27 protein-coding genes are annotated in these 26828 nt (G+C 68.8%); 19 read left to right on the top strand and 8 right to left on the bottom strand.

From position 1 onward, the window contains the following. Positions 1–676: 676 nt before the first annotated feature. From RBS12_RS10685 to RBS12_RS10665, 5 genes are read left to right on the top strand one after another with little or no spacing between them, the layout of a single operon-like run. A complete protein-coding gene (locus RBS12_RS10685; RefSeq protein ID WP_307966079.1) occupies positions 677–1450 on the top strand; it encodes an ABC transporter ATP-binding protein in 774 nt (257 codons plus the stop codon). Continuing rightward, the gene (locus RBS12_RS10680; protein WP_307966078.1) at positions 1447–1731 is read left to right on the top strand and encodes a hypothetical protein; all 285 of its coding nucleotides are present in this window, start codon (positions 1447–1449) and stop codon (positions 1729–1731) included. The genes RBS12_RS10685 and RBS12_RS10680 overlap by 4 nt, the downstream gene beginning before the upstream one ends. After that, on the top strand, positions 1728–1979 hold the full coding sequence (locus RBS12_RS10675; protein ID WP_307966077.1) for a hypothetical protein: 252 nt from the start codon (positions 1728–1730) through the stop codon (positions 1977–1979). Before RBS12_RS10680 ends, RBS12_RS10675 begins: the two co-directional genes overlap by 4 nt. Before the next feature lie 5 nt (positions 1980–1984). Continuing rightward, entirely contained in the window at positions 1985–3205 is a 1221-nt protein-coding gene (locus RBS12_RS10670; RefSeq protein ID WP_307966076.1) for a hypothetical protein, read from the top strand. Between the two features lie 40 nt (positions 3206–3245). Then, positions 3246–3920, top strand: coding sequence for a hypothetical protein (locus RBS12_RS10665; RefSeq protein WP_307966075.1), 675 nt, complete (start codon positions 3246–3248; stop codon positions 3918–3920). Between the two features lie 150 nt (positions 3921–4070). On the opposite strand, the gene RBS12_RS10660 is transcribed toward RBS12_RS10665, so the two are convergent. After that, positions 4071–4499 carry a protease inhibitor I42 family protein gene (locus RBS12_RS10660; RefSeq protein WP_307966074.1) on the bottom strand — a complete coding sequence of 143 codons (429 nt, stop codon included), beginning with the start codon at positions 4497–4499 and terminating at the stop codon, positions 4071–4073. A gap of 143 nt (positions 4500–4642) precedes the next feature. On the opposite strand from RBS12_RS10660, the gene RBS12_RS10655 reads away from it, so the two are divergent. Further along, positions 4643–5827 carry an acyl-CoA dehydrogenase family protein gene (locus RBS12_RS10655; RefSeq protein ID WP_307966073.1) on the top strand — a complete coding sequence of 395 codons (1185 nt, stop codon included), beginning with the start codon at positions 4643–4645 and terminating at the stop codon, positions 5825–5827. A gap of 1 nt (position 5828) precedes the next feature. Here the strand turns inward: RBS12_RS10655 and RBS12_RS10650 are convergent, their stop codons facing one another. Continuing rightward, positions 5829–6440, bottom strand: a complete 612-nt coding sequence (locus tag RBS12_RS10650; RefSeq protein ID WP_307966072.1) for a peptidoglycan DD-metalloendopeptidase family protein — start codon at positions 6438–6440, stop codon at positions 5829–5831. A 464-nt stretch (positions 6441–6904) separates the two neighbouring features. On the opposite strand from RBS12_RS10650, the gene rpsB reads away from it, so the two are divergent. The 6 genes from rpsB to RBS12_RS10620 all read left to right on the top strand — a co-directional run bounded on the left by rpsB (position 6905) and on the right by RBS12_RS10620 (position 11902). Further along, entirely contained in the window at positions 6905–7750 is an 846-nt protein-coding gene (rpsB, locus tag RBS12_RS10645) for a 30S ribosomal protein S2 (protein WP_307966071.1), read from the top strand. Positions 7751–7873: 123 nt separating this feature from the next. Next, entirely contained in the window at positions 7874–8710 is an 837-nt protein-coding gene (gene tsf / locus RBS12_RS10640; protein ID WP_307966070.1) for a translation elongation factor Ts, read from the top strand. Positions 8711–8835: 125 nt separating this feature from the next. Continuing rightward, positions 8836–9603: a UMP kinase gene (gene pyrH, locus RBS12_RS10635; RefSeq protein ID WP_307966069.1), complete on the top strand. Its 768-nt coding sequence runs from the start codon at positions 8836–8838 to the stop codon at positions 9601–9603. A gap of 75 nt (positions 9604–9678) precedes the next feature. Continuing rightward, positions 9679–10236: a ribosome recycling factor gene (frr, locus tag RBS12_RS10630; RefSeq protein WP_307966068.1), complete on the top strand. Its 558-nt coding sequence runs from the start codon at positions 9679–9681 to the stop codon at positions 10234–10236. Further along, complete coding sequence (locus RBS12_RS10625) at positions 10236–11207, top strand: phosphatidate cytidylyltransferase (protein ID WP_307966067.1); 972 nt, start codon at positions 10236–10238, stop codon at positions 11205–11207. Before frr ends, RBS12_RS10625 begins: the two co-directional genes overlap by 1 nt. 113 nt (positions 11208–11320) lie before the next feature. Further along, positions 11321–11902 (top strand): DivIVA domain-containing protein, encoded by a 582-nt coding sequence (locus tag RBS12_RS10620; RefSeq protein ID WP_307966066.1) that lies wholly within the window; start codon positions 11321–11323, stop codon positions 11900–11902. Here the strand turns inward: RBS12_RS10620 and RBS12_RS10615 are convergent. From RBS12_RS10615 to RBS12_RS10600, 4 genes are read right to left on the bottom strand one after another with little or no spacing between them, the layout of a single operon-like run. Further along, a complete protein-coding gene (locus RBS12_RS10615; protein WP_307966065.1) occupies positions 11883–13430 on the bottom strand; it encodes a cation acetate symporter in 1548 nt (515 codons plus the stop codon). The two genes, RBS12_RS10620 and RBS12_RS10615, sit on opposite strands and share 20 nt — an antisense overlap. Continuing rightward, positions 13427–13780: a hypothetical protein gene (locus RBS12_RS10610; protein WP_307966064.1), complete on the bottom strand. Its 354-nt coding sequence runs from the start codon at positions 13778–13780 to the stop codon at positions 13427–13429. The genes RBS12_RS10615 and RBS12_RS10610 overlap by 4 nt, the downstream gene beginning before the upstream one ends. 29 nt (positions 13781–13809) lie before the next feature. After that, positions 13810–14544, bottom strand: coding sequence for a LytTR family DNA-binding domain-containing protein (locus tag RBS12_RS10605; protein WP_307966063.1), 735 nt, complete (start codon positions 14542–14544; stop codon positions 13810–13812). A gap of 27 nt (positions 14545–14571) precedes the next feature. Next, entirely contained in the window at positions 14572–15792 is a 1221-nt protein-coding gene (locus tag RBS12_RS10600) for a histidine kinase (protein ID WP_307966062.1), read from the bottom strand. Positions 15793–16036: 244 nt separating this feature from the next. On the opposite strand from RBS12_RS10600, the gene RBS12_RS10595 reads away from it, so the two are divergent. Both RBS12_RS10595 and RBS12_RS10590 read left to right on the top strand, forming a co-directional pair. After that, positions 16037–16390, top strand: a complete 354-nt coding sequence (locus tag RBS12_RS10595; protein ID WP_307966061.1) for a DUF485 domain-containing protein — start codon at positions 16037–16039, stop codon at positions 16388–16390. Beyond that, positions 16387–17982 carry a sodium/solute symporter gene (locus RBS12_RS10590; RefSeq protein ID WP_307966060.1) on the top strand — a complete coding sequence of 532 codons (1596 nt, stop codon included), beginning with the start codon at positions 16387–16389 and terminating at the stop codon, positions 17980–17982. Before RBS12_RS10595 ends, RBS12_RS10590 begins: the two co-directional genes overlap by 4 nt. A gap of 24 nt (positions 17983–18006) precedes the next feature. On the opposite strand, the gene RBS12_RS10585 is transcribed toward RBS12_RS10590, so the two are convergent. Continuing rightward, positions 18007–18480 (bottom strand): Lrp/AsnC family transcriptional regulator, encoded by a 474-nt coding sequence (locus RBS12_RS10585; protein WP_307966059.1) that lies wholly within the window; start codon positions 18478–18480, stop codon positions 18007–18009. 167 nt (positions 18481–18647) lie between these two features. Between RBS12_RS10585 and pdhA the strand changes: the two genes are divergently transcribed. From pdhA to RBS12_RS10570, 3 genes are read left to right on the top strand one after another with little or no spacing between them, the layout of a single operon-like run. Beyond that, a complete protein-coding gene (pdhA, locus tag RBS12_RS10580) occupies positions 18648–19778 on the top strand; it encodes a pyruvate dehydrogenase (acetyl-transferring) E1 component subunit alpha (RefSeq protein WP_307966151.1) in 1131 nt (376 codons plus the stop codon). Next, positions 19778–20818 carry an alpha-ketoacid dehydrogenase subunit beta gene (locus RBS12_RS10575; RefSeq protein WP_307966058.1) on the top strand — a complete coding sequence of 347 codons (1041 nt, stop codon included), beginning with the start codon at positions 19778–19780 and terminating at the stop codon, positions 20816–20818. Before pdhA ends, RBS12_RS10575 begins: the two co-directional genes overlap by 1 nt. After that, positions 20815–22272 carry a dihydrolipoamide acetyltransferase family protein gene (locus RBS12_RS10570; RefSeq protein ID WP_307966057.1) on the top strand — a complete coding sequence of 486 codons (1458 nt, stop codon included), beginning with the start codon at positions 20815–20817 and terminating at the stop codon, positions 22270–22272. The genes RBS12_RS10575 and RBS12_RS10570 overlap by 4 nt, the downstream gene beginning before the upstream one ends. On the opposite strand, the gene RBS12_RS10565 is transcribed toward RBS12_RS10570, so the two are convergent. Then, the gene (locus RBS12_RS10565; RefSeq protein WP_307966056.1) at positions 22269–22946 is read right to left on the bottom strand and encodes a TetR/AcrR family transcriptional regulator; all 678 of its coding nucleotides are present in this window, start codon (positions 22944–22946) and stop codon (positions 22269–22271) included. The two genes, RBS12_RS10570 and RBS12_RS10565, sit on opposite strands and share 4 nt — an antisense overlap. A gap of 79 nt (positions 22947–23025) precedes the next feature. Between RBS12_RS10565 and RBS12_RS10560 the strand changes: the two genes are divergently transcribed. Next, the gene (locus RBS12_RS10560) at positions 23026–24648 is read left to right on the top strand and encodes a carboxyl transferase domain-containing protein (RefSeq protein ID WP_307966055.1); all 1623 of its coding nucleotides are present in this window, start codon (positions 23026–23028) and stop codon (positions 24646–24648) included. Between the two features lie 5 nt (positions 24649–24653). Continuing rightward, positions 24654–26825 carry a biotin carboxylase N-terminal domain-containing protein gene (locus RBS12_RS10555; protein WP_307966054.1) on the top strand — a complete coding sequence of 724 codons (2172 nt, stop codon included), beginning with the start codon at positions 24654–24656 and terminating at the stop codon, positions 26823–26825. Positions 26826–26828 lie beyond the last annotated feature (3 nt).

Genomic DNA, 26828 nt, shown 5'->3' with positions numbered 1-26828 from the left:
GCCTAAGAAATGCCTAACTTTGGTTCTGTTGACGTTACCCTCTACTTGACGACCCGGCCGCTACTCGATTGAATGGAGGAACGCACGAGGCATCGGACGTACCGGAGGGGGTGGCACGCCGACATGCGGTTCAAGCTTGTGGCGCGCGACGTCCTGATCGATGTGATGACTCGGCAGGGATGGTCGAACCGAGGTCTGGCCGACTATGTCGGCTGCGCTCCCGGGACGATCGACAACTTGATCTCGGGGAAGACTCAGTCGGTCAATCAGGCGCGGACCGCTCGGCTCATCTGCCGGGCCCTCGACGTTCCTGTCGAGGTCTTTTTTACGCCCATCCCTCCTAGTGGTGCTCCTCGAAGGGGAAATCGTCAGTCGACATCTCGGAACCGGAAGGACAAGGGGAGCAACGTAAGCGACCAAGGCGAGGGAGGTGAAGGCGGCATCGCAGAACCAACGCAGGCAACTGAGCCAAGTGTGAACAACTAGACACCCAGCTATCTGTACCCAAGTCAGCTACCAAGAAAGTGGGGGAATCGTGACTCTGCTCATGACCAAGGGCGCACTCGGTGGCGCCATGCTGCTCTCTGAACTCCAGGAACGGGCTGTCCACGCCGCATCGTCGTCGTACCGACTCGATCGCGGGGACTAGCGAACAGGTGATGTGGGGGCTGGTGTGATGTTCACCCTTGATGCGGCCGGAGTCGGCAAGCGATACGGAAAGCGCGCCGCGCTCTCCGGCTTCGACCTGCAGCTTGAAGCAGGCAAGATCTATGGCCTGCTGAGGCCGAATGGCTCGGGGAAGACCACCGGCCTCCACATCCTCACCGGGCTCCTCGCGCCCGACGAGGGCACCGTCGAGATCCTCGGCATTCCTGTCGAGGACAAGGCGTCCCGCCGTCTGTATGGGTTCGCGCCGGACGACCTGCCCCTGCCCGGAGCGCTGACGGGCCGCGAATATCTCGCGTTCCACGACGCGATGCACCGGCGCCGCGATCAGGACCGAAGTCATGAGCTCGCGGACATTCTTGGGCTGTCGGGCGACCTCGACAAGCAAGTGGGCCACTTCTCACACGGCATGAAGCGCAAGCTTCAAGTTGTTGCGGCCCTGAGCCACAGTCCCGAGCTGGTGGTTCTCGATGAGCCGTTCAGGGGCCTCGATCCCGATGCGTCGGCCGCCTTGAGGCAGATTCTCTCGAGTTTCGCGGCGAGTGGTCGGTCGGTTCTCATCGCAACCCACGACATGCTGCGGGCCGAGCGCGATTGCGACGAGGTCACGATCCTCTCTGAGGGGAGGACCGTCGGCCGCGGATCGCCGCAGGGGCTTCTCGCGGCTCACCCCGAGTGTTCGAGTCTCGAGGAAGTCTTCATGTCGATCACTGGCCTCCGCCGCGCGAGCGCGGAGCGCGAGGCACGCATATCAGCCCTCTCTCAGCGAGGTAGGTTCTCATGATTGTCAGAGTCGTCTTCTCCGCCCTTGGTGGGCTCGTCGTCGGGGTGTCCGTTCTTGTGCTGGGCCTTGTGGCTTCGATGGCGTTCGCGTGGTCAACGGGCACGCGGGCAAATCTTCCCGGGATCTTCGAAGCGTGGCTCACGGAGGAGAACGGCATGCCCGCGGTGAATTTCGTCCCGCATCCCTGGGGAATGTTGGCTGTCATTCTTGTCGTCACGGCGCTCGTCGTCGTGGGGTCTCTACGCCGGCGTTCCGCGGGCTCGGCGGAGCGGATTCGATGAGCTCGACGCTGGCCGCGGTCACGCGTACGGCAGGGGTGCTGTGGGTCCGGGAGCTGGCTGGGCTCTTCCGCACGACCACCAAGACCATCCTGTGGGCCGCGGGAGGAGGTCTCGGGGCGGCGCTCGCGCTGGGCCTCGTCCTCGCGATGGTTGCGGCCCAGTCCGCGGCGGGGCCGATCCCGCGGGAGCTGGGCGAGACGATGCTGCGCACGGTGGGTTCTCGTCCAGTGCCGTCATCTGCACGCTGATCGTCGTGGTTCTCACGGTCTCCTTGCCGTCGAGGACCTCGCTCCAATCGCTCCTTGATCTACTCCCCGTCGGCCGCACGACGGGCCAGGTGGGGCAGCTTGTTCCTCTCATGGCGATCGCCGCGATCTTCGGTCTCGCCCTCTCGGCAACCGCGGTCGTGGTCGCGCAGCGCGTTCTCGGCACGGGAGGCGCGGTCGCAGCCTGTGCGCTTCTCGTCGGGAACATCGTCTCCCTGCAGATGCTCGCGCTCGGGGCCTTTCACGCGCTCGCCAGCCTCCTCAAGCGCTGTGTGAGGCTGCCGCATCAATACGCCGTCGCCGGCGGCGCCGCCGTCGTCATGGCGTCGGCGCTGCTCGCGTTCTCGCGCGACGTTCTCGAGTTTCGCTACGGCCAGGAAGCATGGAGCCCCTGGGATCTCCTTCTGCCACGACTCACGGCCCGGATCCTCGCCGGCGAAGGCCTCGCCGTCGTCGGCATCGGGGTTTGGTGGATCGCGGCAGCCATCGTGTTCGTCGCGGGAAGCCGCATGCATCGCCAAGAGCAAGCGCCGGCCGGCATCCGGCTGCTCACCCGCACGACCCCGCCGTCCGGCGAATTTGCCGCAGGGGCGTGGTTCGAAGCCCTGATCGCCATTCGCACTCCGCAGTTCATCGTCACGTGCCTCGCGAGCCTTCCGCTCGTCCTGGCCGTGCGGGGCATGTCTGCCGTGGAACTCATCGCCCCGGCCGCGGAGAAGCTTGCCGCGGGCCTTCCCGCGGTGCCGTTCGCGCTGGGCATGTACGCTGTGGGGCGCACGATGCGGTTCCGTTGGCTTGGCGCGATCATCCAGGGACGCTGGTCGTGGTGGATTGGCCCACAGGTTGCCGCGTACGCACTCGTCGGCGTCGGGTTGGCCATCCCGATCTATGCGGCCGAGCTGGCGCTTGGCATGATCGCCATCGGCGACACGCCCGGCGTCGTCGCCCGGATGGCGCTCATCTTCGCGGTGGCCCTCCTCGCGGGCGCGTTGATCCCTTATTCGGAAGATCAGGGCCTTTCCGTCACGGCAGCGGGGTTCCTCGCGGCGATCGCCGTCATGCTCTCGTCGCTCCTGACCTCGTGGGTGGCGTCCGCGACGAACTCGCTCACGGCGGCGGCCGCCGAGGTGCTCCTCGCCGGGCTGTTCCTCCTCCTGTATGCGGCGGCTGCTTCGTCGCAGGAGAACAACGTGGCCCGCTATGTCTGATCTCGTTTTCACCCCCGGGGTCACACGCGAAGATGCGGTCGTGGCGTTTCCCCCTCTCGGGATTGCGGTGACCCAGACGTCGCCGACGTTCCGCCATGACCTGCTCGAGCTCGGCCTCGCGAGCGAGAACCGGAAGCGCGCGCCGCTTGGCTCGGTCTTCGGCACGAGCCTGAGCCGGGCAACGGTGCTCCCGTCCGGGTGGCGCTCGTCGGTGGCGGTCGCCCTCAGCCACTACGCGCGGGCGATGTTTCGCGTCTTCGTGCTTCTCGGCCTCGTGCTTGTTGCGGGTCTCGGGACCGGGCTCACGTCGCTGGCCGGGCTGGCCCTCGCCGGGTTTTTCTTGGCGTGCTCGATCCTCGTGCACGAACTCGGGCACGTGGCCGCCTATCGACTTCTCGGTGGTTCAATGGCTCCCGGGATCGCCGTGGCGAAGGGCATGAGGTGTCACCTCGTGAGGAGGGGCCTGCCTCCGTGGCGCGACCTTCTTGTCGCGGCTGCCGGGCCCCTCGCGCCAGGATTCCTCGTGCCCTTTCTGGTGCCATTTCTGTGGGTCGCACCCTTGACCTGCGGAGCGTGGCTGGCCATTGCCTTGGGCCACGCCTTGTGTGCCTTGTGGCCCGTTGGGGATGGTGTCACGATTTGGGGGGCCGTGGCCCAGCTCAGCCGACGACGGAGGGCGGCTCGATCGGACGCCTCGCCGCGAAGTTTGCTGTGAGGTTGTTGTACATGTGCGACGCAATCTTGAAAAAGCTGGTCGATGGATAGTTGCGAGAGCTACTGTTATCCAGCGCATGAGGCCCTGGGGGTTGCGTGCGTCGGCGCGCCCGGTCACAACGGGCAGAGCACCGGGCGCGCCGTTTGCCCCCTAGCCTCCCTGGCCGTGTCCGGCCGCTGGGCCGTTTGTCGGTTCGCTGGACCCACTTGCCAGCTCGACCGTGACGGTGTGCGTGCGCACTGGTTCGGCCTCCCATGAACGCCTGAGTCCGAAGACAATCGCGGTGCCGGCCTCAGCTTTTGCGGCGACACGCAGCGTGAACCGGTCGACGACGGGCGAGCCCGGCACTGGAACCGCCACCGCTGCGCGGGTCGACCCTTCCGGGGAATCCGGAGCGCTGCCGGACTCCCGGCCGACGACGTCGGTCTCTCGGCCGACAAGGTCGATGCCAGGGGGTGTTTGCATTACCTCCCAGCGATATCCGGTTCCACTCGGCGACTGCAGCGCCACGGTGAAGGCGGTGCCTGCCTGGACTTCGAGCACATCGCGCGTATCTCCCGAATCCCGAGTGCCGTTCACGCGAGCGATTCTGGTCCGCAATCGGCGATAGGGCAATGCCGTCGCAAACCCATCTCTTGTCTCGCCCCTGCCGCGGATGTTATGTTACTCGCCAGTAACATAGCTCGCGTGATCCTTCATGGAGCGCGGAATGAGGAGTGGACATGACCCAGTCGAGCCCCGTTGAGCTGCCTTACGCCGATGGCGACTTCTTCGCCTTCGAAACGCTGCTTTCGAACAAGGAGCGAGACCGTCTCCATGAGGTGCGCGAGTGGCTTGACGCCAACGTGCGCCCCATCGCGGTCGAATGCTGGAACCGCGCCGAGTTCCCACACGGTCTCATTCCCCAGCTCGCCGAACTGGACGTCATGAGCCCCGTGCGTCGGCAAGGCCACTCGAACCTCCTGGCAGGTCTCCTGCACGCCGAGTTCACGCGCGCCGACGCGTCAATTGCCACATTCATGGGCGTCCACGACGGTCTGTTCACGGGCTCGCTCGAATTGCTCGCATCGCGCGAGCAGCAGCAGGAGTGGCTCCCCGACGTCTACGCCCTCAGGAAGATCGGCGCCTTCGGCCTGACTGAGCCGCTCGGCGGCAGCGATGTTGCGGGAGGCACCCGTACGACAGCGAGGCGGGACGGCTCCTCATGGGTGCTGAACGGGGCCAAGCGCTGGATCGGAAACGCGACCTTCTGCGACTGGGTGGTCATCTACGCGCGCGATCTCGACGACAACCAGGTCAAGGCGTTCCTCGTGGACACTTCGCTTGCGGGATATTCGGCCACCAAGATCGAGAACAAGATCTCGCTCCGCACTGTCCAGAACGCCGACATCACGCTTGAAAACGTCGTGGTCCCTGAAGAGTTCAAGCTCGCGCACGCCAACTCTTTCCGCGATACCAACAAAGTGCTCAAGGCAACACGCCTCTCCGTGGCGTGGCAGGCCGTCGGCCTCATGATGGCTGCATTCGACGTCGCGCGCCGGTATGCCGTGGAGCGGTACCAGTTCGGCCGCCCGATCGCCTCCTTCCAGCTCGTTCAGGATCATCTCGTCACGATGCTCGGCAACACTGTGAGCTCGATGGGCCTCATGGTTCGCCTCGCGCAGCTCGCCGAGGAGGGGCAAGCGCGTGATGAGCAGTCGGCTCTCGCCAAGGCCTTCACGACGGCCCGCATGCGCGAGTCCGTTGCCCTCGGCCGGGCCGTTCTCGGTGGGAACGGGATCGTCACCGACTTCGGAATGGCCAAGGTGTTCGCGGACGCCGAGGCGATTTTCTCCTATGAAGGGACGCACGAGATCAACACTCTCGTGACCGGTCGGGCGATCACGGGCATCTCCGCGATCGTGTGACTCATGCCGGAGGCGACCGGCCGGTCCATGGGGGTGGCGTGCCTGTCCACGGGAGCAGGACGGAGGGCCGCGTGTCCGCGACGAAGCGGAGCGGGTCAAGGTAGCTGTCATCGCGCCGTACGCTCCAGTGGATGCAGCCCACCGCGCAGTGCCGTGGTGCTGCAGCGACACGTCCGATGGCCTGCCCACGGGTGACGCGCGTGCCGACGGCGAGGTCCGTCGCGACGGGCTCGAAGCTGCTGCGATGCCCGTCCGGATGCATGATCGTCAGAACCGGCCGGTCCACGACCCAGCCCGCGAAGGCGACCGTGGCGTCGTCGGGCGCGAGAAGCTCCTGCTCCGGCGCCGCAGCGAGGTCCACGCCGCGGTGTCCGCTCAGCCACGGGCGGGCCGGAGGGTCGAACGCCCGCAAGAGCACGGGTCGCGGGGCGAGAGGCCACGCCCACCCCGAGGCGGGGGTGGCCGCAGGGCCCTGCAGCGGGGGCCCCGAGGCTGACTGGCCGTGCGGCGCGGCGCCGCCGAGCAGGGGAGTGGTGGCAAGGATTGCCGCGAGCGTGACCGCAAGGATCCTCGCGGCGGGAGGCCTGCAGTCCTTCGACGGGAAGCGAGTCATCTCCCGAGCCTTGCGCGTTGGCGACCCCCTTGGAAGACGACCTGCAGCGCATGTGGAGGGCACGCCGTCGTGCGCTGTGTGGAGGAGAAAAAGCAGGGTGGGCGGGCGGGAGAAGCGCAGCGGGGCGGGCGGGAGCGGCCAGGGCTGCCAGCCGCGCAATGCCCCTGTAGTACACTGAGAACCGCGGCTTTCTGCGTCCTCTTTGTCATGCCAATTGCTCGTCATGCCTCATGCCAAACGGGTGGAAAGCTGACTCCGCGCATCCAGCGCCCCGCCGCACGTGTGGCAGGGCCTCGTGTGCCTGACGGTCCGCCCCGGTGAATGAGCTGGGCGGCTCGGGTCTGCGAGGGGTGCCAGGGGCGGCGGCCAGCCGGCCGTCGTCGAAGAACCGTCAACAACTAGGGCAGGGGCAAGGGCGGCCGCAGAGGCTCCCTCGTGAAGGACCTGCCGGAAGGAGCGTCGGCATGCCCGTCGTTACCATGCGCCAGCTGCTCGACAGCGGCGTCCACTTCGGTCACCAGACCCGCCGTTGGAACCCGAAGATGAAGCGCTTCATCTTCACCGAGCGCAACGGCATCTACATCATCGATCTCCAGCAGTCGCTTTCCTACATCGACCGCGCCTACGAGTTCGTCAAGAACACCGTCGCCAAGGGCGGCACCGTCCTCTTCGTCGGCACGAAGAAGCAGGCTCAGGAAGCCATCGCCGAGCAGGCCATGCGCGTGGGCCAGCCGTACGTCAACCAGCGTTGGCTCGGCGGCATGCTCACCAACTTCTCGACGGTCGCGAAGCGCATCCAGCGCCTCAAGGAGCTCGAGGAGATCGACTTCGAGGATGTGGCCGGTTCTGGCCGCACCAAGAAGGAGCTCCTCATCCTCCAGCGCGAGAAGGACAAGCTCGAGAAGACCCTCGGCGGCATCCGCAACCTCTCCCGCACGCCGGCCCTCCTCTGGGTCGTCGACACCAAGAAGGAGCACCTCGCGGTCGACGAGGCCAAGAAGCTTGGCATCCCGGTCGTGGCGATCCTTGACACGAACTGCGATCCGGACGAGGTCAACTACCCGATCCCGGGCAACGACGACGCCATCCGCTCCGTCAACCTCCTGACGCGCGTGGTCGCCGACGCCGTGGCCGAGGGCCTCATCGCCCGCAACAACCGTGCCGCAGGTTCGGAGGGCGCTACGTCCGCCGAGCCGCTTGCCGAGTGGGAGCGCGAGCTCCTCGAGGGCCAGACCGCCGAAGAGGCCGCTCCGGCCGCTGACGCTGCTGAGGCCGGCGCGGCTGGCTCCTCTGAGGGCGAGCAGAACTAGCCCCTAGACCATTCCTCCCGGCCGGTCTCGGCCGGCCGGGAGGCGGACGGCAGGATGGCACCGAAGCCCGGTGCCATCCTGCCGATGTGTGAGAAGTGCTAAGAACGAGACAGAGGGGTTCACATGGCGAACTACACCGCTGCTGACATCAAGGCCCTGCGCGAGCGCACGGGCGCCGGCATGATGGACGTCAAGAAGGCTCTCGACGAGGCCAACGGCGACGCCGAGAAGGCCGTCGAGATCATCCGCATCAAGGGCCTCAAGGGCGCGACCAAGCGCGAGGGCCGCTCGACCGCCGAGGGTCTCGTGGCCGCGAAGGTCGAGAACGGCGTCGGCGTCATGGTCGAGGTCAACTGCGAGACTGACTTCGTCGCCAAGTCCGCCAAGTTCATCGAACTCGCCGACAAGGTCCTCGGTGCCGCCGTTGCCTCCGGCGCGGCTGACGTCGAGGCTCTCCTCGCCGCCGAGATCGACGGCAAGCCGGCGAGCGAGTTCGTCGTCGAAGAGGGCGCCGTGCTCGGCGAGAAGGTCGCGGTCCGTCGCGTGGCCCGCGTCGAGGGCGCGACCGTTGACGCGTACCTCCACAAGACGTCCAAGGACCTCCCGGCCCAGGTCGGCGTCCTGTTCGCCGTCAACGGCGAGGGCGAGGCCGCGGCCGCTGCCGCTCACGACGTCGCCGTGCACGTCGCCGCGATGGCTCCGAACTACCTCCGCCGTGAGGACGTTCCGGCCGACCTCGTCGAGTCCGAGCGCCGCATCGCCGAGGAGACCGCGAAGGCCGAGGGCAAGCCCGAGGCAGCCCTCGCGAAGATCGTCGAAGGCCGCGTGACCGGCTTCTACAAGGGCGAGGTCCTCCTCGACCAGGCATTCGCGAAGGACGCCAAGAAGAGCGTCGGCCAGGTCCTCCAGGAGGCCGGTGTCGAGGCGACCGCGTTCGCGCGCTTCCGCGTCGGCGCCTAGTCGCCGAACCGGCACGCCCGGCGCAAGGGGCGGCCACTTGAAGCAGTTCACTTCGAGTGGCCGCCCCTTTTGCGCCCAGATAATCTAGAGCAAGCCCACAAACCGGTTCGAGGGGACAAATCACCATGGAAACCGTACAGACCGACGTGCAGACTTCAGCCCTCCCCGTGACCGACGATCCTCTCCCGCCGCGCCGTCGTCGTGTTCTGCTCAAGCTCTCGGGCGAGGTCTTCGGCGGGGGCAAGCTCGGCGTGGACCCTGCAACCGTCCGCGGCGTCGCCCGCCAGATCGCTGCGGCGGTCGACGACGTCGAGGTTGCCATCGTCGTCGGCGGAGGCAACTTCTTCCGTGGCGCCGAGCTCTCGCAGAGCGGAATGGACCGCTCCCGCGCGGACTACATGGGCATGCTCGGCACGGTCATGAACTGCCTTGCCCTCCAGGACTTCCTCGAGCAGGCGGGCGTCGAGACCCGCGTGCAGAGCGCCATCACGATGGGCCAGGTCGCCGAGGCGTACATCCCGCGGCGGGCGATCCGGCACATGGAGAAGGGCCGCGTCGTGATCTTCGGCGCCGGCGCGGGGCTTCCGTATTTCTCGACCGACACGGTCGCGGTGCAGCGCGCGCTCGAGGTGCATGCCGACGTCGTCCTCATGGCGAAGAGCGGCGTCGACGGCGTCTACACGGCCGACCCCAAGAAGGACCCGGAGGCGCGCAAGCTCGAGCGCCTCACGTACGACGAGGCGCTCCGCCGCGACATCCGCGTCATGGACCAGACGGCGATGACCATGTGCAAGGACAACGGGCTCACGATGGTCGTCTTCGGCATGGAGGGCGAGGGCAACGTGACGAAGGCGATCCTGGACGGCCAGCTCGGCACGTTGGTGACCCCCTGATCCGGCTAGGATGTCCGTAGCCCACCCGTCAGCATTCCAGCTGTCAAGAGACCAGCAGTCAGGAGCGAAGCAACCGTGATCGAAGAGACTCTCCTCGAAGCCGCCGACAAGATGGAGAAGGCCGTCGAGGTGGCCAAGGAGGACTTCGCCGCGATCCGGACCGGCCGCGCCAACCCGGCGCTCTACGCGAAGGTCATGGTCGAGTACTACGGCACGCCTACCCCGCTCCAGCAGCTCGCGTCGTTCCAGGTCTCGGACGCCCGCACGATCCTCATCACCCCGTTCGACAAGACGGCCCTGCGCGACATCGAGAAGGCCCTGAGCGACTCCGAGGTCGGTGCGAACCCGTCCAACGACGGCGCCGTCATTCGCGTGATCCTGCCCGAGCTCACGCAGGAGCGCCGCCGCGAGTACGTCAAGATCGTCAAGGGCAAGGGCGAGGACGCGAAGGTCTCGATCCGCAGCATCCGCCGCAAGGCGAAGGAGACCCTCGACCGCCTGGTCAAGGACGGCGAGGTCGGCGAGGACGACGGCACGCGCGGCGAGCGCGAGCTCGACGGCCTGACCAAGCAGCACACGGACAGCGTCGACGAGCTCGTCAAGCGCAAGGAAGCGGAGCTGCTCGAGGTCTGATGACCGAATCCCAGCCTGATGCCCCGGGAGCGCCCGCCTCGAGGCGCTCCCGCCGTGAGGCGGCGGCCGCGGACAAGGCGACGTCCGCCAGCGTGGCAGGGGCGGCCGCGTCGTCGAGGGCCGGACGGAATCTCCCTGCGGCGATCGTCGTCGGCCTGGCGCTCCTCGCCGCGGTGCTCGGCGGGCTCTTCGTGTGGCCGCTCGGCTTCGTGATCATCGCGACGGCGGCCGGGGTCCTGGGCGTGTGGGAGGTATTCCGGGCGCTCCAGACGCGCAGGATCACGATCCCGATTGTGCCGGTGCTCGTCGGTGCGATCGCGATCCCGTTCTCGGCGTTCCTCGGAGGGCAGGAGGCGCAGCTCTTCGCGCTTCTGGCCGCGAGCGCGGCGGTGCTGCTCTGGCAGAGCCTCGAGACGGCGGTCGGCGCCGTGGCGAACGTCGTGGGGGGCGTGTTCGTCCTCCTGTGGATCCCGTTCTTCGTGGGCTTCTCGGTGCTTCCCCTGCACGATTCGGGTGTCGCGCCGCCGCCGCTCGGACTGTGGCCGGGCCTCGCGGTGCCCCACAGCGTCCTTCAGCTCGTCCTCACGCTCCTGCTCGTCTTCGCGAACGACACCTTCGGGTACATCGTCGGCGCGAGCTGGGGCAGGCATCCGATGGCCCCCAAGATCAGCCCGAAGAAGTCGTGGGAGGGTTTCGCAGGATCGGTCGCGGGCGCGATGGTCATCGGAGTCCTTGGCACGGTCTTCCTGCTCGGGCGTCCGTGGTGGGTCGGCATCGTCCTCGCCGTTGCGATGGTGGGAGCGGCGACGGCGGGAGATCTCGCCGAATCGATGGTCAAGCGCGAACTCGGCATCAAGGACATGAGCAGCATCCTTCCGGGGCACGGCGGCATGATGGACCGGCTCGATTCGATCCTGTTCGGGGTGCCCGTGGCCTACGTCGTGTTTAACCTCCTGCCCGTGACCGGGTAGGCCTCGGCACAACCAGACATAGATCCGGTTGCAGGGCCGGAGCGGGATAATGTTGGGCAGGGCCGATCGCGGCCTGCGGCGGGGTGCTCGCCGCGTGAGAGGACGGAGGCACGGTGGCGCGCACTGAATCGGGAGCCGCGGCTGGATTCAGCCGCGTGGGCCGCGGCGACCTGGGGTACAGCCCCAAGCAGGTCGAGAAGTTCATGGAGGCCGCCAGGGCCTATCTCCGCAACACGTCCGCGTCCGGCCAGCCTGTCACGAGCCACGATGTGCGGAGCGTCGCGTTCGACGCCGTGCGCGGAGGATACGACGCCAGCCAGGTCGACGCTGCCCTCGACCGCCTCGAAGACGCCCTTGCCCGCCGTGAACGCGACGAACTCATCGACCGCGAGGGCGAAGACGCCTGGCTGCATGAGGTGGGGGCCCTCGCGAGCCTTCTGCGCGGCCGCCTCCTGCGCCCGGACGGGGACCGCTTCCGCAGGCCCGTCAAGATCACGTCCCCCAGCTACCATCCGGGAGACGTCGACGAGCTGTGCCACCGGCTCCTCAACTACCTCGAGCACGACGAAGTCATGAGCGCCGACGAAGTCCGCACCGCCGTCTTCCGCACCGTGACCGGGCGCGACGGCTACGAGGAGACTCAGGTCGACGCATTCCTCGACCGCTGCGTCGAGCTCATCTCGAAGATCGCGTAGCCTCCCGGGCCGGGTCCGGCTCGTATGCCTCGGGGCGGTGGATGCGCACGAGGAAGCGGTCGACGGCGGTGGGCACCGGCCTGCGGCGAACGGCCGAGACACCGACCATGACCGCGAACGCGAGCGGTACCGACCACGCGGCCGGCTGGCCGAGCAGCGCCTGGAGCACGGCCATGTTCGCGATCCCGGGCACGATCGCGGAGAAGAGGACCGCACTGCCGCACGCGAGCGCTCCCGCCGCCAGCCCGGCGATCGCGCCCGCAGCGGTGAGCCGTCGCCACCAGATGCTGAGGATGAGGAGCGGGCAGATCGTCGAGGCGGTGAAGGCGAAGACGAGGCCGACGCTCCCGGCAAGCGCCTGAGGCCCCGCGAGGAGGGCTGCGCCGAGGGGGACCGCCGCGGAGGCTGCGGCCGCGACCCTGAAGCCGTGGACGCTTCCTCCGAAGAGCTCTTGGCTCATGACGCCCGCGATCGAGACGAGCAGGCCCGACGTGGTGGAGAGGAACGCGGCCATCGCTCCCGCGAGCACGAGTGCCGAGAGGGCTGCCCCCAGAGGGCCGTCGATGAGGCGCGCCGGCAGGAGCACGACCGTCGCGTCGGCCTGCCCCGCGAGATCGGGTGCCGCGGTCCGTCCGAGGATCCCGAACGCAGTCGGGAACAGATAGAAGACCGAGAGCAGACTCAGGACGATGACGGTCGTGCGCCGCGCCGAGGGGCCGTCCGGGTTCGTGTAGAACCGGACGAGCACGTGGGGGAGGCCGAGCGTGCCGAAGAGCAGGGCGACCATGACCGACACGGTGCGGTAGACGCCGTCGGGCGCCACGAGCGACGCCGGGATGGCCGGTGCGTTGCCGGAGGCGGCGCCGAGCGCGTCGATCGGTTCGCCCGAGGGCGCGCCGCGCCCGGCGAGCCACAGGACCAGGAAGAGTGCCGGCAGAGCCAGCGCGGCGAGCTTGAGCCAGAACTGGAACGCCTGCACGAACGTGATCGAACGCATTCCGCCGAACATGACCGAGGCGACGACGACCGCGACGACGGCGACGGAGCCGACCCAGCCCGGCAGCCCCGTCGTCGTATGGAGGGCGAGGGCGGCACCTTGGAGCTGCGGGACGATGTAGAACCATGCGATGAGGACCACGAGCACGCTCGTTGCCCGCCGCACGGCGTTCGAGCCGAGGCGTGCGGCCGCGAAGTCTGGAACGGTGTAGGCGCCGGAACGCCGCAGCGGCGTCGCGACGAACAGGAGGAGCATGAGGAACCCGGCCGTGTAGCCGATCGGGTACCAGAGGGCCTGCGCCCCGTTGACCATGATGAGTCCGGCCACGCCGAGGAAGCTCGCGGCCGAGAGATATTCTCCTCCGATCGCCGACGCGTTCCACCAGGGACGCACCGTGCGCGAGGCAACGTAGAAGTCGCTCGTCGTGCGGGAGATCCGCAGCCCGAGAACCCCCACGAGGACCGTCGTGAGGGCGACGGCGGCGACTGCCCCAATGGCGAGTGCGGGCGGGAGCGATGGCGCGGGCGTCATGGCTTGTCCCGCACGAGCTCGCGGAAGTGTTCCTCGTTGCGCGCGGAGGCCCGTGCGTAGAACGCCGCACAGGCGATCGCGGCCGGGTAGGGGAGCACCGCGAGCAGGAGCCACGCGAGAGAAAGCCCGGGAAGCCCGGGCAGCAAGGGGAAACTCGCGCCGAGGGCCGCGAGGACCCCGAGGCCGCAGAGGCACGTGAGGAAGGCGCCGCCGACGACGAGGGCCAGCCGAAGCTGCGAGCGGATGAGCGAACGCAGCAGGACCTCGCCGATCTCGGACTGTTCCGTGAGTTCGCGCGCGAGGGACGGTGCGACGGGAGCAGGCGCCGCGTTCGAACGCGGGGCCGTCACCCGCACTCTCTGGGGGTGGGGATCGGGTGTCATGGCAGCGGCCTGATCCGTGTTGCGGCGAGCCGTTCGCGGAGCCCCGGGAGGAGCCGGCGGCTCACGGGGAGTTCGACCCCGGCGACGACGACGCTTGCGTGGGCGCCCCCGAGGCGCAGCTGCTCGACGTTGGCCATCGCGACGAGGAAGGACCGATGGACCCGCACGAAGCCTGCCGGTGCCCACTGGCGCTCGAGGTCATTGAGGGGCACCCGCACGAGATAGCTTCCGTCGACGGTGTGAAGACGCGCGTAATCGCCCTGCGCCTGAACGAACCGGACATCCTCGCGCCGGATCCTGCGCGTCACGCCGGCTTGCTCGACGGTGATGAGCTCGGGTGCGGGTTCTTGCGGCGCCGGGCGGGATTCCTCCTGCAGCGCCACGATGCGGCCCACGCACCGCGAGAGGCGCTCGGACCCGACGGGCTTGAGCAGATAGTCGACGGCGGCGAGGTCGAAGGCCTCGAGGGCGTGTTCTTCGTCGGCGGTGACGAAGACGACGGCGGGAGGCCGCGCGAAGCGCGCGATGACCCTCGCGAGGTCGAGGCCGCTGAGCCCGGGCATGTGGATGTCGAGGAAGATCGCGTCGATGTCTTCGCGTTCGAGCGCGAGGAGCGCCTCTGCGCCAGAGCCGGCAGTGTGGACCGTCCCGATCCGTCCGTCCTTGCCGAGCAGATACGCGAGCTCGCGGACGGCGGGCAGCTCGTCGTCGACGACGAGGACGGTCAACATGCGCGCAAGTTTACTGGTCGCGCTATCCTAGCGGCCGACGTCGTGATCTGGCTGGGACTTCGGCACGCGAAGCGTGATGAGGGTTCCCGCGCCGGGCGCGGTCTCGACGACGATCCCGTGGTCGTCCCCGTAGACCTGGCGCAGGCGGGCGTCGACGTTGCGCAGGCCCACGTGCTCCCCTCCTGCATGGCCCGCGAGAACCTGCCGCAGCCGTTCGGGATCGGCCCCGACGCCGTCGTCCTCGACCCGTACCACCGCGTCCGCCCCCTCCTCCTCGGCAGTGATGGAGATCCTGCCGACCCCTTCTCGGGCCTCGATCCCGTGTTTGACCGCGTTCTCGACGAGCGGCTGGAGGCTCAGGAACGGCACAGCCGTGCCGAGCACCTCGGGTGCGATGCGCAGACTCACCTGGAGCCTGTCGCCGAAGCGGGCCCGTTCGAGCAGAAGGTACCGGTCGATGCTGCGCAGCTCCTCGGCGAGCGTCGTGAAGTCCCCGTGGCGGCGGAACGAGTATCGCGTGAAGTCCGCGAATTCGACGACGAGCTCTCGGGCTCGTTCGGGGTCCGTCAGGATGTACGACGCGATGGCGTTGAGCGAGTTGTAGATGAAATGCGGGCTGATCTGCGCTCGGAGCGCCCGCACTTCGGCTTCCATGAGCAGCGTGCGGGAGCGGTCGAGCTCAGCGAGTTCCACCTGCGTCGCGACCCATGCGGCCACCTCGTTCGTCGCGCTCACGAGCCCGGCTCGGGCATCCGGGGCGAAGGCGACAACGGTGCCGATGGTCCGCGAGCCTGCCTGCACTGGCGCGACGACGGCGTGGCGCAGGCGGCAGTCCGCTTCGCCGCAGCCTGCGGCCGAGCACGAGACCTCGGGCGCGGAGGCGATCCTGGCGCGCCCGCCGGCGAGGGACTTGAGGGCGAGGGCCATGACGGTGCCGCTGTGGGCCGGGCTCTCGCCGTCCCACGCGAGGAGGCGCGCTTCGTCGGTGAGAGCCAGGGCTGGCGAGCCCAGCATGGCCCGCAGATGCCGGACAGCCTTGGCTGCGCCGTCGGGCTCCAATCCGCCCCTGAGGTGCCGGCCTGCCTGGGCCGCGGCGTGGAGGGTTGTGTAGGTTGCGCGTTCGGCGTCGCTGCCGAAGTCTCGCCGCGAACGCCACAGCCGGAGGGCGACGGCGGCTACCGCGAGTCCCAGCGCGGCCAGGACGACGATGACGACGACGACGGCGGCCGCGAGCGACTCGGGGGACATGAGCACAGGCTAACGCCATCCGGCCCGTTCAGGCCGTTCCGTTGTCGGGCCCGCCGTTGTCAGGCCCGCCCCGCCGTCAATCCCGTTCCATTCGTCTTGTGGCCGACTCCGTTCGGCGCAGCCACACGGCCGCCCGGCGATCCGGCGCCGAAGCGCGTGGCGCCGTCGCGCGCATGCGGCGAGAGTGATGCACATCACTCAGCAACGCCCGCGGCAGGCCTGCGGGCATCACGAGGAGGCTCCCTTGAGCAAAGAAGCTCACCCCGACTTCCAGCTGGTCCAGGCCAGCCCCGAGTTCACTGAGCTGCGGCGCAGACACCGCAGCTTCGTCTTCCCCCTCGCAGCGGCGTTCCTGATCTGGTATTTCGCCTACGTCCTGCTCGCCGACTATGCGCACGACTTCATGTCCATCAAGGTGGCGGGAAACATCACGGTCGGCCTGGTGCTCGGCCTGCTCCAATTCGTCAGCACGTTCGCGATCACGGCGTGGTACGTGAGCTACTCGAACAGGCGCCTCGACGCGGCAGCCGAGGCGATCCGGGCCGAGATCGAGGACCGCGCGCCCGCGCGTGCCGCCGCCGAAGGAGGTGCCGAGTGAAAGGCCTCCAGGATTCGTCGTGGCTCAACATCACGATCTTCGCGGTCTTCGTCGCGATCACCCTCGTGATCGTGCTCCGGGCCAGCAAGAACAACAAGACCGCCGCGGACTACTATGCGGGCGGGCGTTCCTTCAAGGGCTGGCAGAACGGCACCGCGATCGCGGGCGACTACCTGTCTGCCGCCTCGTTCCTCGGGATCACGGGGGCGATTGCCATCAATGGCTATGACGGATTCCTGTACTCGATCGGCTTCCTCGTCGCGTGGCTTGTCGCGCTCCTCCTCGTCGCCGAGCTCCTGCGCAACACCGGCAAGTTCACCATGGCTGACGTCCTCGCGTTCCGCCTCCGCGAGCGGCCCGTGCGGATCGCCGCCGCGACGTCCACGCTCGCCGTCTGTTTCTTCTACCTGCTCGCCCAGATGTCCGGAGCCGGCGGCCTCGTGGCCCTCCTTCTCGGCATCTCAACGTGGACCGGGCAGGCTGTCGTCATCGCGGTCGTCGGCGCCCTCATGATCATGTACGTGCTCATCGGCGGCATGAAGGGCACCACGTGGGTGCAGATCGTCAAGGCGTTCCTCCTCGTGATCGGCGCGGCCGCCATGACCGTGATGGTCCTCGCGATGAACGGCTTCGATCTTTCACGCCTCCTCGGGAGCGCGGTCGAGGCGGGCGGCAAGACCGGTGCGGCGCTGCTCAGCCCGGGCCTCCAGTACGGCCTGAGCGACACGACGAAGCTCGACTTCCTCTCGCTCGGCCTCGCGCTCGTGCTCGGCACGGCGGCCCTCCCGCACGTCCTCATGCGCTTCTACACTGTTCCGACCGCGAAGGAAGCCCGCAAGTCCGTCGTGTGGGCCATCTGGCTGATCGGCGCCTTCTATCTCTTCACCCTCGTCCTCGGCTACGGCGCCGCGGCGCTCGTCGGCGCGGCCACCATCAAGAAGGCCCCCGGTGGTGTGAACTCGGCGGCTCCGCTCCTCGCGTTCCAGCTCGGCGGCCCGCTCCTGCTCGGCTTCATCGCGGCCGTCGCCTTCGCAACGATCCTGGCCGTCGTCGCCGGGCTGACGATCACGGCCGCGGCGTCGTTCGCCCACGACATCTACGCCAACGTCCTCGCCAAGGGGAAGACCACGCCGGCCGCCGAGGTCAAAGTTGCGCGACGCACCGTCGTCGTCATCGGGATCCTCGCCGTCGTCGGCGGCATCTTCGCGAACGGCCAGAACGTCGCGTTCCTCGTCGCGCTCGCCTTCGCCGTCGCGGCGTCCGCGAACCTCCCGACCATCCTCTACTCGCTCTTCTGGAAGAAGTTCACGACCCGGGGCGCGCTGTGGAGCATCTACGGCGGCCTCGCGTCGGCGATCATCCTCATCGCGCTCTCGCCCGTCGTCTCGGGGGCGAAGACGTCGATGATCCCCGGCGCGAACTTCGCGGTCTTCCCCCTCAGCAACCCAGGCATCGTCTCGATTCCGCTCGCTTTCCTCCTCGGATGGCTCGGAAGCCAGCTCGACCGCCGCGTCGAGGACCCCGCGAAGCGGGCCGAGATGGAGGTCCGCTCGCTCACGGGCGCCGGCGCGGAAAAGGCCGTACAGCACTAACAGCTCAAGCCAGCACTGACAGCTCTAACCAGACAGGCGCGGCCCTCGCTCGAGGAGCGGATCCATCCGGAACGGGATGAGTTCGCCCATGGCGAGGGCCGTGTCGGTGCGTTCGACGCCGTCGCACGCAAGGATCTTCCCGTTGATCCGGAAGAGGTCTTCGGCGTCGACCGCGACGACCCGCAGGAGGAGGTCCGCCGTCCCTGTCAGACCATGGCCTTCGAGCACCTCGGGGATTTTCGCGATCGCCGCCGTGATCTCGGTGAGCTTGCGCTGCTGGACGTGGACCGTGATGAACGCGAGGAGCGGGTAGCCGAGCGACGAGGGATTGATCCGCCGGTCGAAGGCGAGGAACGCGTGCTGTTCGAGCCGCGCGAGGCGGGCCTGCACGGTATTGCGCGAGAGCCCGAGCTCTTGGGCGAGGGCGACCACGGTGCGCCGCGGGTCATCGGCGAGCGCCCGCAGGATTCTGGTGTCAGTGGCGTCCACGGCGTGCATGCTGCGCAGATTAGCACGCCGGGGAGTCATCGAATAGGGCATCCTGCTCAGTTTCACCGTGGTTGGTTGTACCCCCTGTTCGTTGTGAGTATCGTCACATTAACCCCGGGGGCCTACAGGCCTCCCGCGAGCAGATAGGGATGCGAACCGAAGTGTCCACATATCAGATGCGCTATCAGATGACCGCCGGCGACCACGGATCGCCGATTCAGCTGCTCTCGCCGGACGGCGAGCGACACCCCAACGAACATTTCGACCACTACCTCGATGATGTGGACGGGGAAAGCGGAGCCCAGACCCTCGCGTCGCTCTACGAGGACATGGTCGTGGCCCGCCGCATCGACGCGGAGGGAACCGCGCTGCAGCGCCAAGGACAGCTCGGCCTCTGGCCGCCGTTCGTCGGGCAGGAGGCCGCGCAGATCGGCTCGGCGCACGCGATCGGCGCCGACGATTTCATCTTCCCGAGCTACCGCGAGATCGGCGTCGCGTATGTGCGCGGCGCCTCCCTCCCGGATCTCGTGCGGCAGTGGCGCGGCAACGCCCACTCGGGCTGGGACCCCTTCGCGCTCAACATGGCCCCCTCCCAAGTGGTGATCGGCGCGCAGACCCTGCACGCCGTCGGCTACGCGATGGGCGTCCTGTTCGACGGCGCCGAGACCGCGGCCGTCACCTATTTCGGCGACGGCGCGACGAGCCAGGGCGACGTCAACGAATCCATGGTGTTCGCGGCCAGCTATCAGGCGCCCGTCGTGTTCTTCTGCCAGAACAACCATTGGGCCATCTCGGAGCCCGTCGGGCTCCAGGCGCACGTCCCCATCGCGCGCCGCGCGCCGGGCTTCGGCATTCCGAGCGCTCGGGTCGACGGCAACGACGTGCTCGCATGCCTCGCCGTCACGCGCGAGGCACTCGAGCGGGCGCACTCGGGCAACGGGCCCTCCTACATCGAGGCCGTCACCTACCGCATGGGCCCGCATACGACGGCGGACGATCCCACGCGCTATCGCGATCCGAACGAGCTCGAGGACTGGAAGGAACGCGACCCGATCGCCCGGTTCGAGGCCTACCTCGGCGGCCTCGGCCTCCTCGACGACGAGCTGCGCTCGCGGGTCGCGGCGAAGGCAGACGCGGTCGCGGCGGAACTCCGCGAGGCGACGATCCACATGCCCGACCCGGCCCCCGGGTCCCTCTTCGAGCACGTCTACGCGGGACCGCACTCGGTTCTGGACCGGCAGCGCGATCAGTTCGAGCGCTACCACGGCGGGATTTCGAGTGCGACGCTGGTGGAAGGAGGCCACTGATGATCGAGCAGAATCCTCTCGTTCAGATGACGTTCGCGAAGGCCCTCAACGCCGGGCTCCGCCGGGCCATGGAGCGCGATCCGCGCGTCGTGCTCATGGGCGAGGACATCGGCAAGCTCGGCGGCGTCTTCCGCGTCACCGACGCGCTCCAGAAGGACTTCGGGGCACATCGCGTGATCGACACGCCCCTCGCTGAGTCGGGCATCATGGGCACCGCGATCGGCATGGCCTACCGCGGCTACCGCCCGATCGTCGAGATCCAGTTCGACGGCTTCCTGTACCCCGCGTTCGACCAGATCGTCTCGCAGGTCGCCAAGCTCCACTTCCGCAGCCTCGGCCGAGTCAAGGTCCCGATCACGGTGCGCATACCGTTCGGCGGCGGCATCGGCTCGCCCGAGCACCACTCCGAATCGCCCGAGGCGTATTTCGTGCACACCGCGGGGCTCCGCGTCATCTCGCCGTCGAATCCCCAGGATGCGTACGCCATGATCCAGGAGGCCGTTGCGAGCGACGACCCCGTCGTGTTCCTCGAGCCCAAACGCCGGTACCACGACAAGGGCGACGTCGACACTTCCGTCGGCCTCGACGGACCCGGCGGGCTCGCGATGGGCTCGGCGAGGGTCGCGTCCGAGGGGCGTGACGTGACGCTTGTCGCGTATGGCCCGCTCGTCAAGACGTGTCTCGACGCCGCGATTGCCGCGTCGGACGAGGGCGTCTCGGTCGAGGTGATCGATCTCCGCTCGCTGTCGCCGATCGACTACGCGACTCTCGAGACGTCAGTGCGCAAGACAGGCCGGCTCGTGATCGCCCACGAGGCCTCGCGCACGGGAGGGCTCGGCGCCGAGATCGCCGCAAGCATCGCCGAGCGCTGCTTCTACTACCTCGAGCACGCGCCCGTGCGCGTGACCGGCTTCGACATTCCATACCCCTACTCGAAGCTCGAGTTCTATCACCTTCCCGATCTCGACCGGATCCTCGACGGGGTCGATCGCGTGCTCGGCCGGCCCAACTCGCTGAGCGGCACGGAGGAGGGCGAATGAGCGCGGCACCCCACACGGCGGCAGCATCGGGGGTCGAAACTCGAGAGTTCCTGCTCCCTGATCTCGGAGAAGGTCTCACCGAATCCGAGATCGTCGCGTGGCGCGTGGCCGTGGGGGACACCGTCCAGCTCAACCAGGTGATCGGCGAGGTCGAGACGGCCAAGGCCGTCGTCGAGCTTCCGAGCCCGTATGCCGGGAAGGTCGTCGCGCTCCTCGCCGAACCGGGCGAGGTCGTCGCCGTCGGTGCGCCCATTGCGGAGTTCGAGGTGGGCGACGCCGGGACGGCTCGGGCCGGCGCGCCGGCGCGGGACGCCGCGTCTGGCCGCGATGCAGCTTCTGGCCGAGGCACCGCGCCGAAGCGCGAGCCGAACCTCGTGGGGTACGGCGCCATGCCCGAGCTCTCGGGCCGCCCGGCGCGCAAGGCCAGAAGCTGGGCCGGCGCGGCCGAACCGAAGGCGCCGGTCGCCCAGGTCCGGGTCGCACAGGCCCCGGTCGCCGAGGCGCAGGTCGCAGAGGTGCCGGTCGCAGAGGTCCCGGCCGCAGGCGTGCCCGTGGAACGGCCCCGGTCGACCCCGCCCGTGCGCAAGCTCGCGAAGGACCTCGGGGTTGACCTCGCCGTCGTCCATGGCACCGGACCCAAGGGTCTGGTGACGCGCGACGACATCCTGGGCCAAGTCGGGACCGCGGCCCCAGAACAAGCAACGGCCCCGCAGCAGGCCCTGGTGCCCGAAGCGCCGGTGCGGGTCGCGGGCGAACGCGAGACCCGGACGCCGATCCGCGGCGTGCGCCGGCAGACCGCGGCCGCCATGGTCGCGAGCGCGTTCTCGGCCCCGCACGCGAGCGAGTTCCTCACTATCGACGCGACGGCGACGATGGAGCTGCTTGCACGGCTCAAGGACTCAAGGGCATTCGCCGGGGTCAAGCTCACGCCGATGACGATCGTTGCGAAGGCCGTGCTCATCGCGCTGCGCCGCAGCCCGTCGCTCAACTCGCATTGGGACGAGGCGGCGCAGGAGATCGTCGAGTACCACTACGTGAATCTCGGCTTCGCCGCCGCGACACCGCGAGGACTTCTCGTGCCCAACGTCAAGGACGCCGACGCCATGAGCCTGACCGAGCTCGCCGAGGCCATAGCCCGGCTCGCCGGCTCGGCGCGCGAGGGCCACATCAGCCCGGCGGATCTCACGGGCGGCACCATCACCATCACGAACATCGGCGTGTTCGGCATCGATGCGGGCACCCCGATCCTCAACCCGGGGGAGGCCGCGATCCTCGCGATGGGCCAAGTGCGGCGCCTGCCGTGGGAGCATCGGGGCGAGATCGCCCTCCGCGACGTGCTCACGCTCTCCCTCTCGTTCGACCATCGGCTCGTCGACGGCGAGCAGGCATCGCGCTTCCTGTCCGATGTCGGCGCGATCCTGGCCGACCCGGGCATGGTCTTGACGATGGTCTAGGGCGCAGGGGCGATGAGCGCCGCGAGCGCCATCGACTCGAGAATCCGGCGCGCCCTGCGCTCGCTCGTGCGGCGCCCCGGCGAGCCCACCGAGTGGGGGGTCGAGTTGATGAGCCCGAAAACGGCCTGCGCGCGAAGCCGAAGCTCGGCTGGGGGCGAGTCCGGGCGCACGCGCGCGAGGGCGCGCGCCCAGACCTCGATGTAGCGGAGCTGGAGCGAGCGCACGGCCCCCTGATCCTCGGCGGAGAGGTTCGTGAAGTCGCGGTCCTGGACGCGGATGACGTCGGGCTTCGAGAGCGCGAAGTCCACGTGGAAGGCGACGAGCGCGCGCAAGGCGGCCTCGCCGTCGTCCGTGCCGCGACCGGCCTCGCCGTCGTGCGCTGTGCCGTCGTCTCCGATGCTGCGCGCGACGACGCGCAGCCCGCCCTCGAGGAGCTCCTCGCTCACGCCCACCAGAAGCGCTCCGAGCACCGCTTGTTTGCCGGGAAAGTGCCGGTAGATCGCGGGGCCGCTCACGCCTGCCGCGGAGCCGAGGTCGTCGAGCGACACGCCCGCGAATCCCTGCGCCGCGAAGAGCCCAGCCGCGGCGTCGAGGAGGGCCAGGCGGCGCACGGCCTTGGCCTCGCTGCGCGAGCTGGGGCCCTCGCTGCGGGGAGTCGTGGATGCATCGCTCATGATCGCTCCTGTAGACATCAGAGTTAATCAAGACTAACTTTGATTTCAGTTAATAGTCACTAACTGGACTAGAGGTTCGATGGAGACCCTGCTCAGCCGCATCGATCCCTCGAGCGCCCAGTTCGCGGAGAACGACGCCGGCCAGCGCGCCCTCGCGGGCGAGCTCGCGGAGCGTCTCGCGGCGACCGCGCTCGGCGGCCCGCCGCGCTCGCGCGAGCGGCATGTCGCGAGAGGGAAGCTCCTCCCGCGCGAGCGCATCGACGTGCTGCTCGACGAGGGGTCGCCGTTCCTCGAGATCGCGCCGCTCGCGGCGAACGGGATGTACGGCGACGAGAGCCCGGGGGCGGGAATCATCGCCGGCATCGGCCTCGTCCACGGGCGCCACGTGCTCGTCATCTCGAACGACGCGACAGTCAAAGGCGGCACCTACTATCCGATGACCGTCAAGAAGCACCTGCGGGCTCAGGAGATCGCGCTCGAGAACCGGCTTCCGTGCGTGTACCTCGTCGATTCGGGCGGCGCGTTCCTCCCGCGCCAGGACGAGGTCTTCCCCGACCGCGAGCACTTCGGGCGGATCTTCTACAACCAAGCCCGCCTGTCCGCGGCGAAGATCCCGCAGATCGCGGCGGTTCTGGGTTCGTGCACGGCCGGCGGAGCGTACGTCCCGGCGATGAGCGATGAGACCGTCATCGTGCGAAACCAGGGCACGATCTTCCTCGGCGGGCCCCCGCTCGTGAAGGCCGCGATCGGAGAGGTCGTCACAGCGGAGGAGCTCGGCGGAGGCGAGGTCCACGCGAAGATCTCGGGCGTCGTGGATCACCTCGCCGAGAATGACGAGCACGCCCTCGAGATCGTGCGGAACATCGTCCAAACGCTCCCGGTGACCGCCGCCCCTGCGTGGGACGTCGCGCCCGCGCCGCCTCCCGCCGTCGACCCGGCCGAGCTCTACGGCGCCGTGCCCACGGACGTCAACGCCAAGTACGACGTGCACGAGGTGATCGCCCGGCTCGTCGACGCGAGCGAGTTCCACGAGTTCAAGAAGGACTACGGCCCGACCCTTGTCACGGGCTTCGCACGGATCCACGGTCACCCCGTGGGGATCATTGCGAACAACGGGGTGCTGTTCTCCGAGTCCGCCCTCAAGGGCGCCCACTTCATCGAGCTGTGCGACCAGCGCGGGATCCCGCTCGTGTTCCTCCAGAACATCTCGGGATTCATGGTGGGCCGCGACTACGAGCACGGCGGGATCGCCAAGCACGGCGCCAAGATGGTCACGGCCGTTGCCACGACCCGGGTCCCCAAGCTCACGGTCATCATCGGCGGCTCCTTCGGCGCCGGGAACTACTCGATGTGCGGGCGCGCCTACTCGCCGCGCTTCCTCTGGATGTGGCCCGCGAGCCGCATCTCCGTGATGGGCGGCAGCCAGGCCGCAAGCGTCCTGGCGACGGTCAAGCGCGAGCAGCTCGACGCGCAACGGCTCCGAGAAGGGGGCGAGCCGTGGCCGCCCGAGGCCGAAGAGGAATTCAAAGCGCCGATCAAGGCGCAATACGAGGCACAGGGAAGCCCCTACTACTCGACGGCACGACTCTGGGACGACGGCATCATCGACCCCGCCGACACCCGCCGGGTTCTCGGCATGGCCCTCGACGTCGTCTCCCGGGTCCCGCTGCCCGAGACGTCGTTCGGCGTCTTCAGGATGTGAGGACCATGACTGTGTCCGATCTTCGCTTCGCTAAAGTGCTGGTCGCCAACCGAGGCGAGATCGCGTGCCGGGTGATCCGCACGCTTCGCCGGCTCGGCATCCGGTCCGTCGCCGTCTACAGCGACGACGACGCCGGGGCGCGGCACGTGCACGAGGCCGACGAGGCCGTGCGAATCGGGCCACCTGCCGCCCTGCAGAGCTATCTCAGCATCGACGCGATACTCGCCGCGTGCCGCGCGACCGGCGCCGATGCCGTGCACCCGGGCTACGGCTTCCTGAGCGAGAACGAGGCGTTCGCGCGAGCGCTCGACGACGCGGGCATCATCTTCGTCGGCCCCGGCGTCGAAGCCCTTTCTGTCATGGGGGACAAGATCAGGGCGAAGAACCATGTCGCGGGCTATGGCGTGCCCGTCGTCCCGGGCATCGCCCGGCCGGGCCTCACCGATGAGGAGCTCATGGAGGCGGCCGACGGCGTGGGGTACCCGCTGCTCATCAAGCCCTCCGCCGGGGGCGGCGGCAAAGGCATGCACGTCGTCGAGTCCCGCGGGCAGCTCGCGGGCGCCCTCGCGACGGCGCGTCGCGTCGCGTCCGCGGCCTTCGGCGACGACACCCTGTTCCTCGAACGCCTCATCCGCTCCCCGCGCCACATCGAGGTGCAGATCCTCGCGGACCACTATGGGACGACGATCCACCTCGGCGAACGTGAATGCTCACTCCAGCGCCGGCACCAGAAAGTCATCGAGGAGGCGCCGTCGCCGCTGCTCGACACGCGGCTCGGCGCCGGGACGCGCGAGCGCATCGGCCGGGCCGCGTGCGACGCCGCCCGCAGCGTCGGCTACGCGGGCGCCGGAACGGTCGAGTTCCTCGTGAGCGATGACGCCCCGGACGAGTTCTTCTTCATGGAGATGAACACGCGCCTCCAGGTTGAACACCCCGTGACCGAGATGGTCACCGGGGTGGACCTCGTCGAGCAGCAGCTGCGCGTCGCCGCGGGGGAGAGGCTCGCGCTCCGCCAAGAGGAGGTGCGACTCGACGGCCACGCGATCGAGGCCCGCATCTACGCCGAGGCGCTCGTCGAGACCGGCGCGCGGAGCGGGAATTCCCGTCGCGAGTTCCTCCCGGCGACGGGTCGGATTGAGCTGCTCTCCGAGCCGGACGGCGAGGGCGTGCGCGTCGACAGCGCCCTCGAAGAGGGGCTCGAGATCGGCGCCTCGTACGACCCCCTGCTCGCGAAGGCCATCGCGTGGGGTCCCGACCGCGCGTCGGCTCTTGAAAAGCTCGACGCCGCCCTCGGCGCCTACACGGTCCTGGGCGTCCCGACCAACATCGAATACGTGCGGCTCCTGCTCGCAGACCCGGACGTGCGCGCCGGCCACCTCGACACGACGCTCATCGAGCGTCGGCTCGACAGCCTTGCATTCCGCGAGGTCGGTGAGCCCGAGCTCATCGCCGCGGCGATGCTCGCCGAGCACGTGCGGGAGTCCGAGCCGGCGCTCTCCCAGGAGGGCCCGTGCTCCCAGGAGGGCGCGCTCTCCCAAGAGGGCCCGTGGCGGCGGGACGCGTGGCGCGTCGGCGCACCCGGGCCGCGTCGGGTCGCGCTTGGCACGCCCGACGGCGGTGTCGCCACCGTCCGGGTGGCGCGCGCTGCTTCGGGCTCCACGGCGCACCTGGCCGTGAGCCTGGGGAACGGTCCCGAGCGCGCGGCGAGCATCGCCGTCGTCGGCCAAAGCCTTGTCCTCCAGCTTGACCCCGATCAGGACGGCGAGCCGCACACCTACGCGTGGGCGTTCGATCCCGCCGGGCGGACGGTGTACCTCGGCGACGGCGGCTGGTCCGTTGCGCTGCCCGTCCTCGACCGCTCGCAGCGCCTTGAGAGGGTGCTCGACGGCGCCCGCCGGGCCGCGCTCGACGGCAAGGGCGAGCTCCCGCCGGACGTGCGCTCCCCCATGCCGGGGACGGTCGTCTCGGTCGCCGTCGCGACCGGGGAGGCCGTCGAGGCGGGCCAGCCGCTCGCGAGCGTCGAGGCGATGAAGATGGAGCACCAGCTCGTCGCCCCCTTCGCGGGCGTGGTCCAGCTTCACGTCGCCGTGGGCTCCTTCGTGCGGGCCGATCACGTCGTCGCCACGGTGACCCCGCAAGAAATGACTCCCACAGAAGTGACCCCGAAAGAAGATTGAGGA

This window comes from Sinomonas sp. ASV322, from assembly GCF_030908245.1.
In the GTDB taxonomy this organism is placed as follows: Bacteria; Actinomycetota; Actinomycetes; order Actinomycetales; family Micrococcaceae; genus Sinomonas.
This window is presented reverse-complemented; position numbering and strand designations above follow the sequence as displayed.

Excerpts from the sequence above, each read along its gene's own strand:
- RBS12_RS10685 (WP_307966079.1), top strand. The coding sequence starts at position 677 with ATGTTCACCCTTGATGCGGCCGGAGTCGGCAAGCGATACGGAAAGCGC.
- RBS12_RS10680 (WP_307966078.1), top strand. The coding sequence starts at position 1,447 with ATGATTGTCAGAGTCGTCTTCTCCGCCCTTGGTGGGCTCGTCGTCGGG.
- RBS12_RS10675 (WP_307966077.1), top strand. The coding sequence starts at position 1,728 with ATGAGCTCGACGCTGGCCGCGGTCACGCGTACGGCAGGGGTGCTGTGG.
- RBS12_RS10655 (WP_307966073.1), top strand. The coding sequence starts at position 4,643 with ATGACCCAGTCGAGCCCCGTTGAGCTGCCTTACGCCGATGGCGACTTC.
- RBS12_RS10650 (WP_307966072.1), bottom strand. The coding sequence starts at position 6,440 with ATGACTCGCTTCCCGTCGAAGGACTGCAGGCCTCCCGCCGCGAGGATC.
- rpsB (WP_307966071.1), top strand. The coding sequence starts at position 6,905 with ATGCCCGTCGTTACCATGCGCCAGCTGCTCGACAGCGGCGTCCACTTC.
- tsf (WP_307966070.1), top strand. The coding sequence starts at position 7,874 with ATGGCGAACTACACCGCTGCTGACATCAAGGCCCTGCGCGAGCGCACG.
- pyrH (WP_307966069.1), top strand. The coding sequence starts at position 8,836 with ATGGAAACCGTACAGACCGACGTGCAGACTTCAGCCCTCCCCGTGACC.
- RBS12_RS10625 (WP_307966067.1), top strand. The coding sequence starts at position 10,236 with ATGACCGAATCCCAGCCTGATGCCCCGGGAGCGCCCGCCTCGAGGCGC.
- RBS12_RS10615 (WP_307966065.1), bottom strand. The coding sequence starts at position 13,430 with ATGACGCCCGCGCCATCGCTCCCGCCCGCACTCGCCATTGGGGCAGTC.
- RBS12_RS10605 (WP_307966063.1), bottom strand. The coding sequence starts at position 14,544 with ATGTTGACCGTCCTCGTCGTCGACGACGAGCTGCCCGCCGTCCGCGAG.
- RBS12_RS10600 (WP_307966062.1), bottom strand. The coding sequence starts at position 15,792 with ATGTCCCCCGAGTCGCTCGCGGCCGCCGTCGTCGTCGTCATCGTCGTC.
- RBS12_RS10585 (WP_307966059.1), bottom strand. The coding sequence starts at position 18,480 with ATGCACGCCGTGGACGCCACTGACACCAGAATCCTGCGGGCGCTCGCC.
- pdhA (WP_307966151.1), top strand. The coding sequence starts at position 18,648 with ATGCGCTATCAGATGACCGCCGGCGACCACGGATCGCCGATTCAGCTG.
- RBS12_RS10575 (WP_307966058.1), top strand. The coding sequence starts at position 19,778 with ATGATCGAGCAGAATCCTCTCGTTCAGATGACGTTCGCGAAGGCCCTC.
- RBS12_RS10570 (WP_307966057.1), top strand. The coding sequence starts at position 20,815 with ATGAGCGCGGCACCCCACACGGCGGCAGCATCGGGGGTCGAAACTCGA.
- RBS12_RS10565 (WP_307966056.1), bottom strand. The coding sequence starts at position 22,946 with ATGAGCGATGCATCCACGACTCCCCGCAGCGAGGGCCCCAGCTCGCGC.
- RBS12_RS10560 (WP_307966055.1), top strand. The coding sequence starts at position 23,026 with ATGGAGACCCTGCTCAGCCGCATCGATCCCTCGAGCGCCCAGTTCGCG.
- RBS12_RS10555 (WP_307966054.1), top strand. The coding sequence starts at position 24,654 with ATGACTGTGTCCGATCTTCGCTTCGCTAAAGTGCTGGTCGCCAACCGA.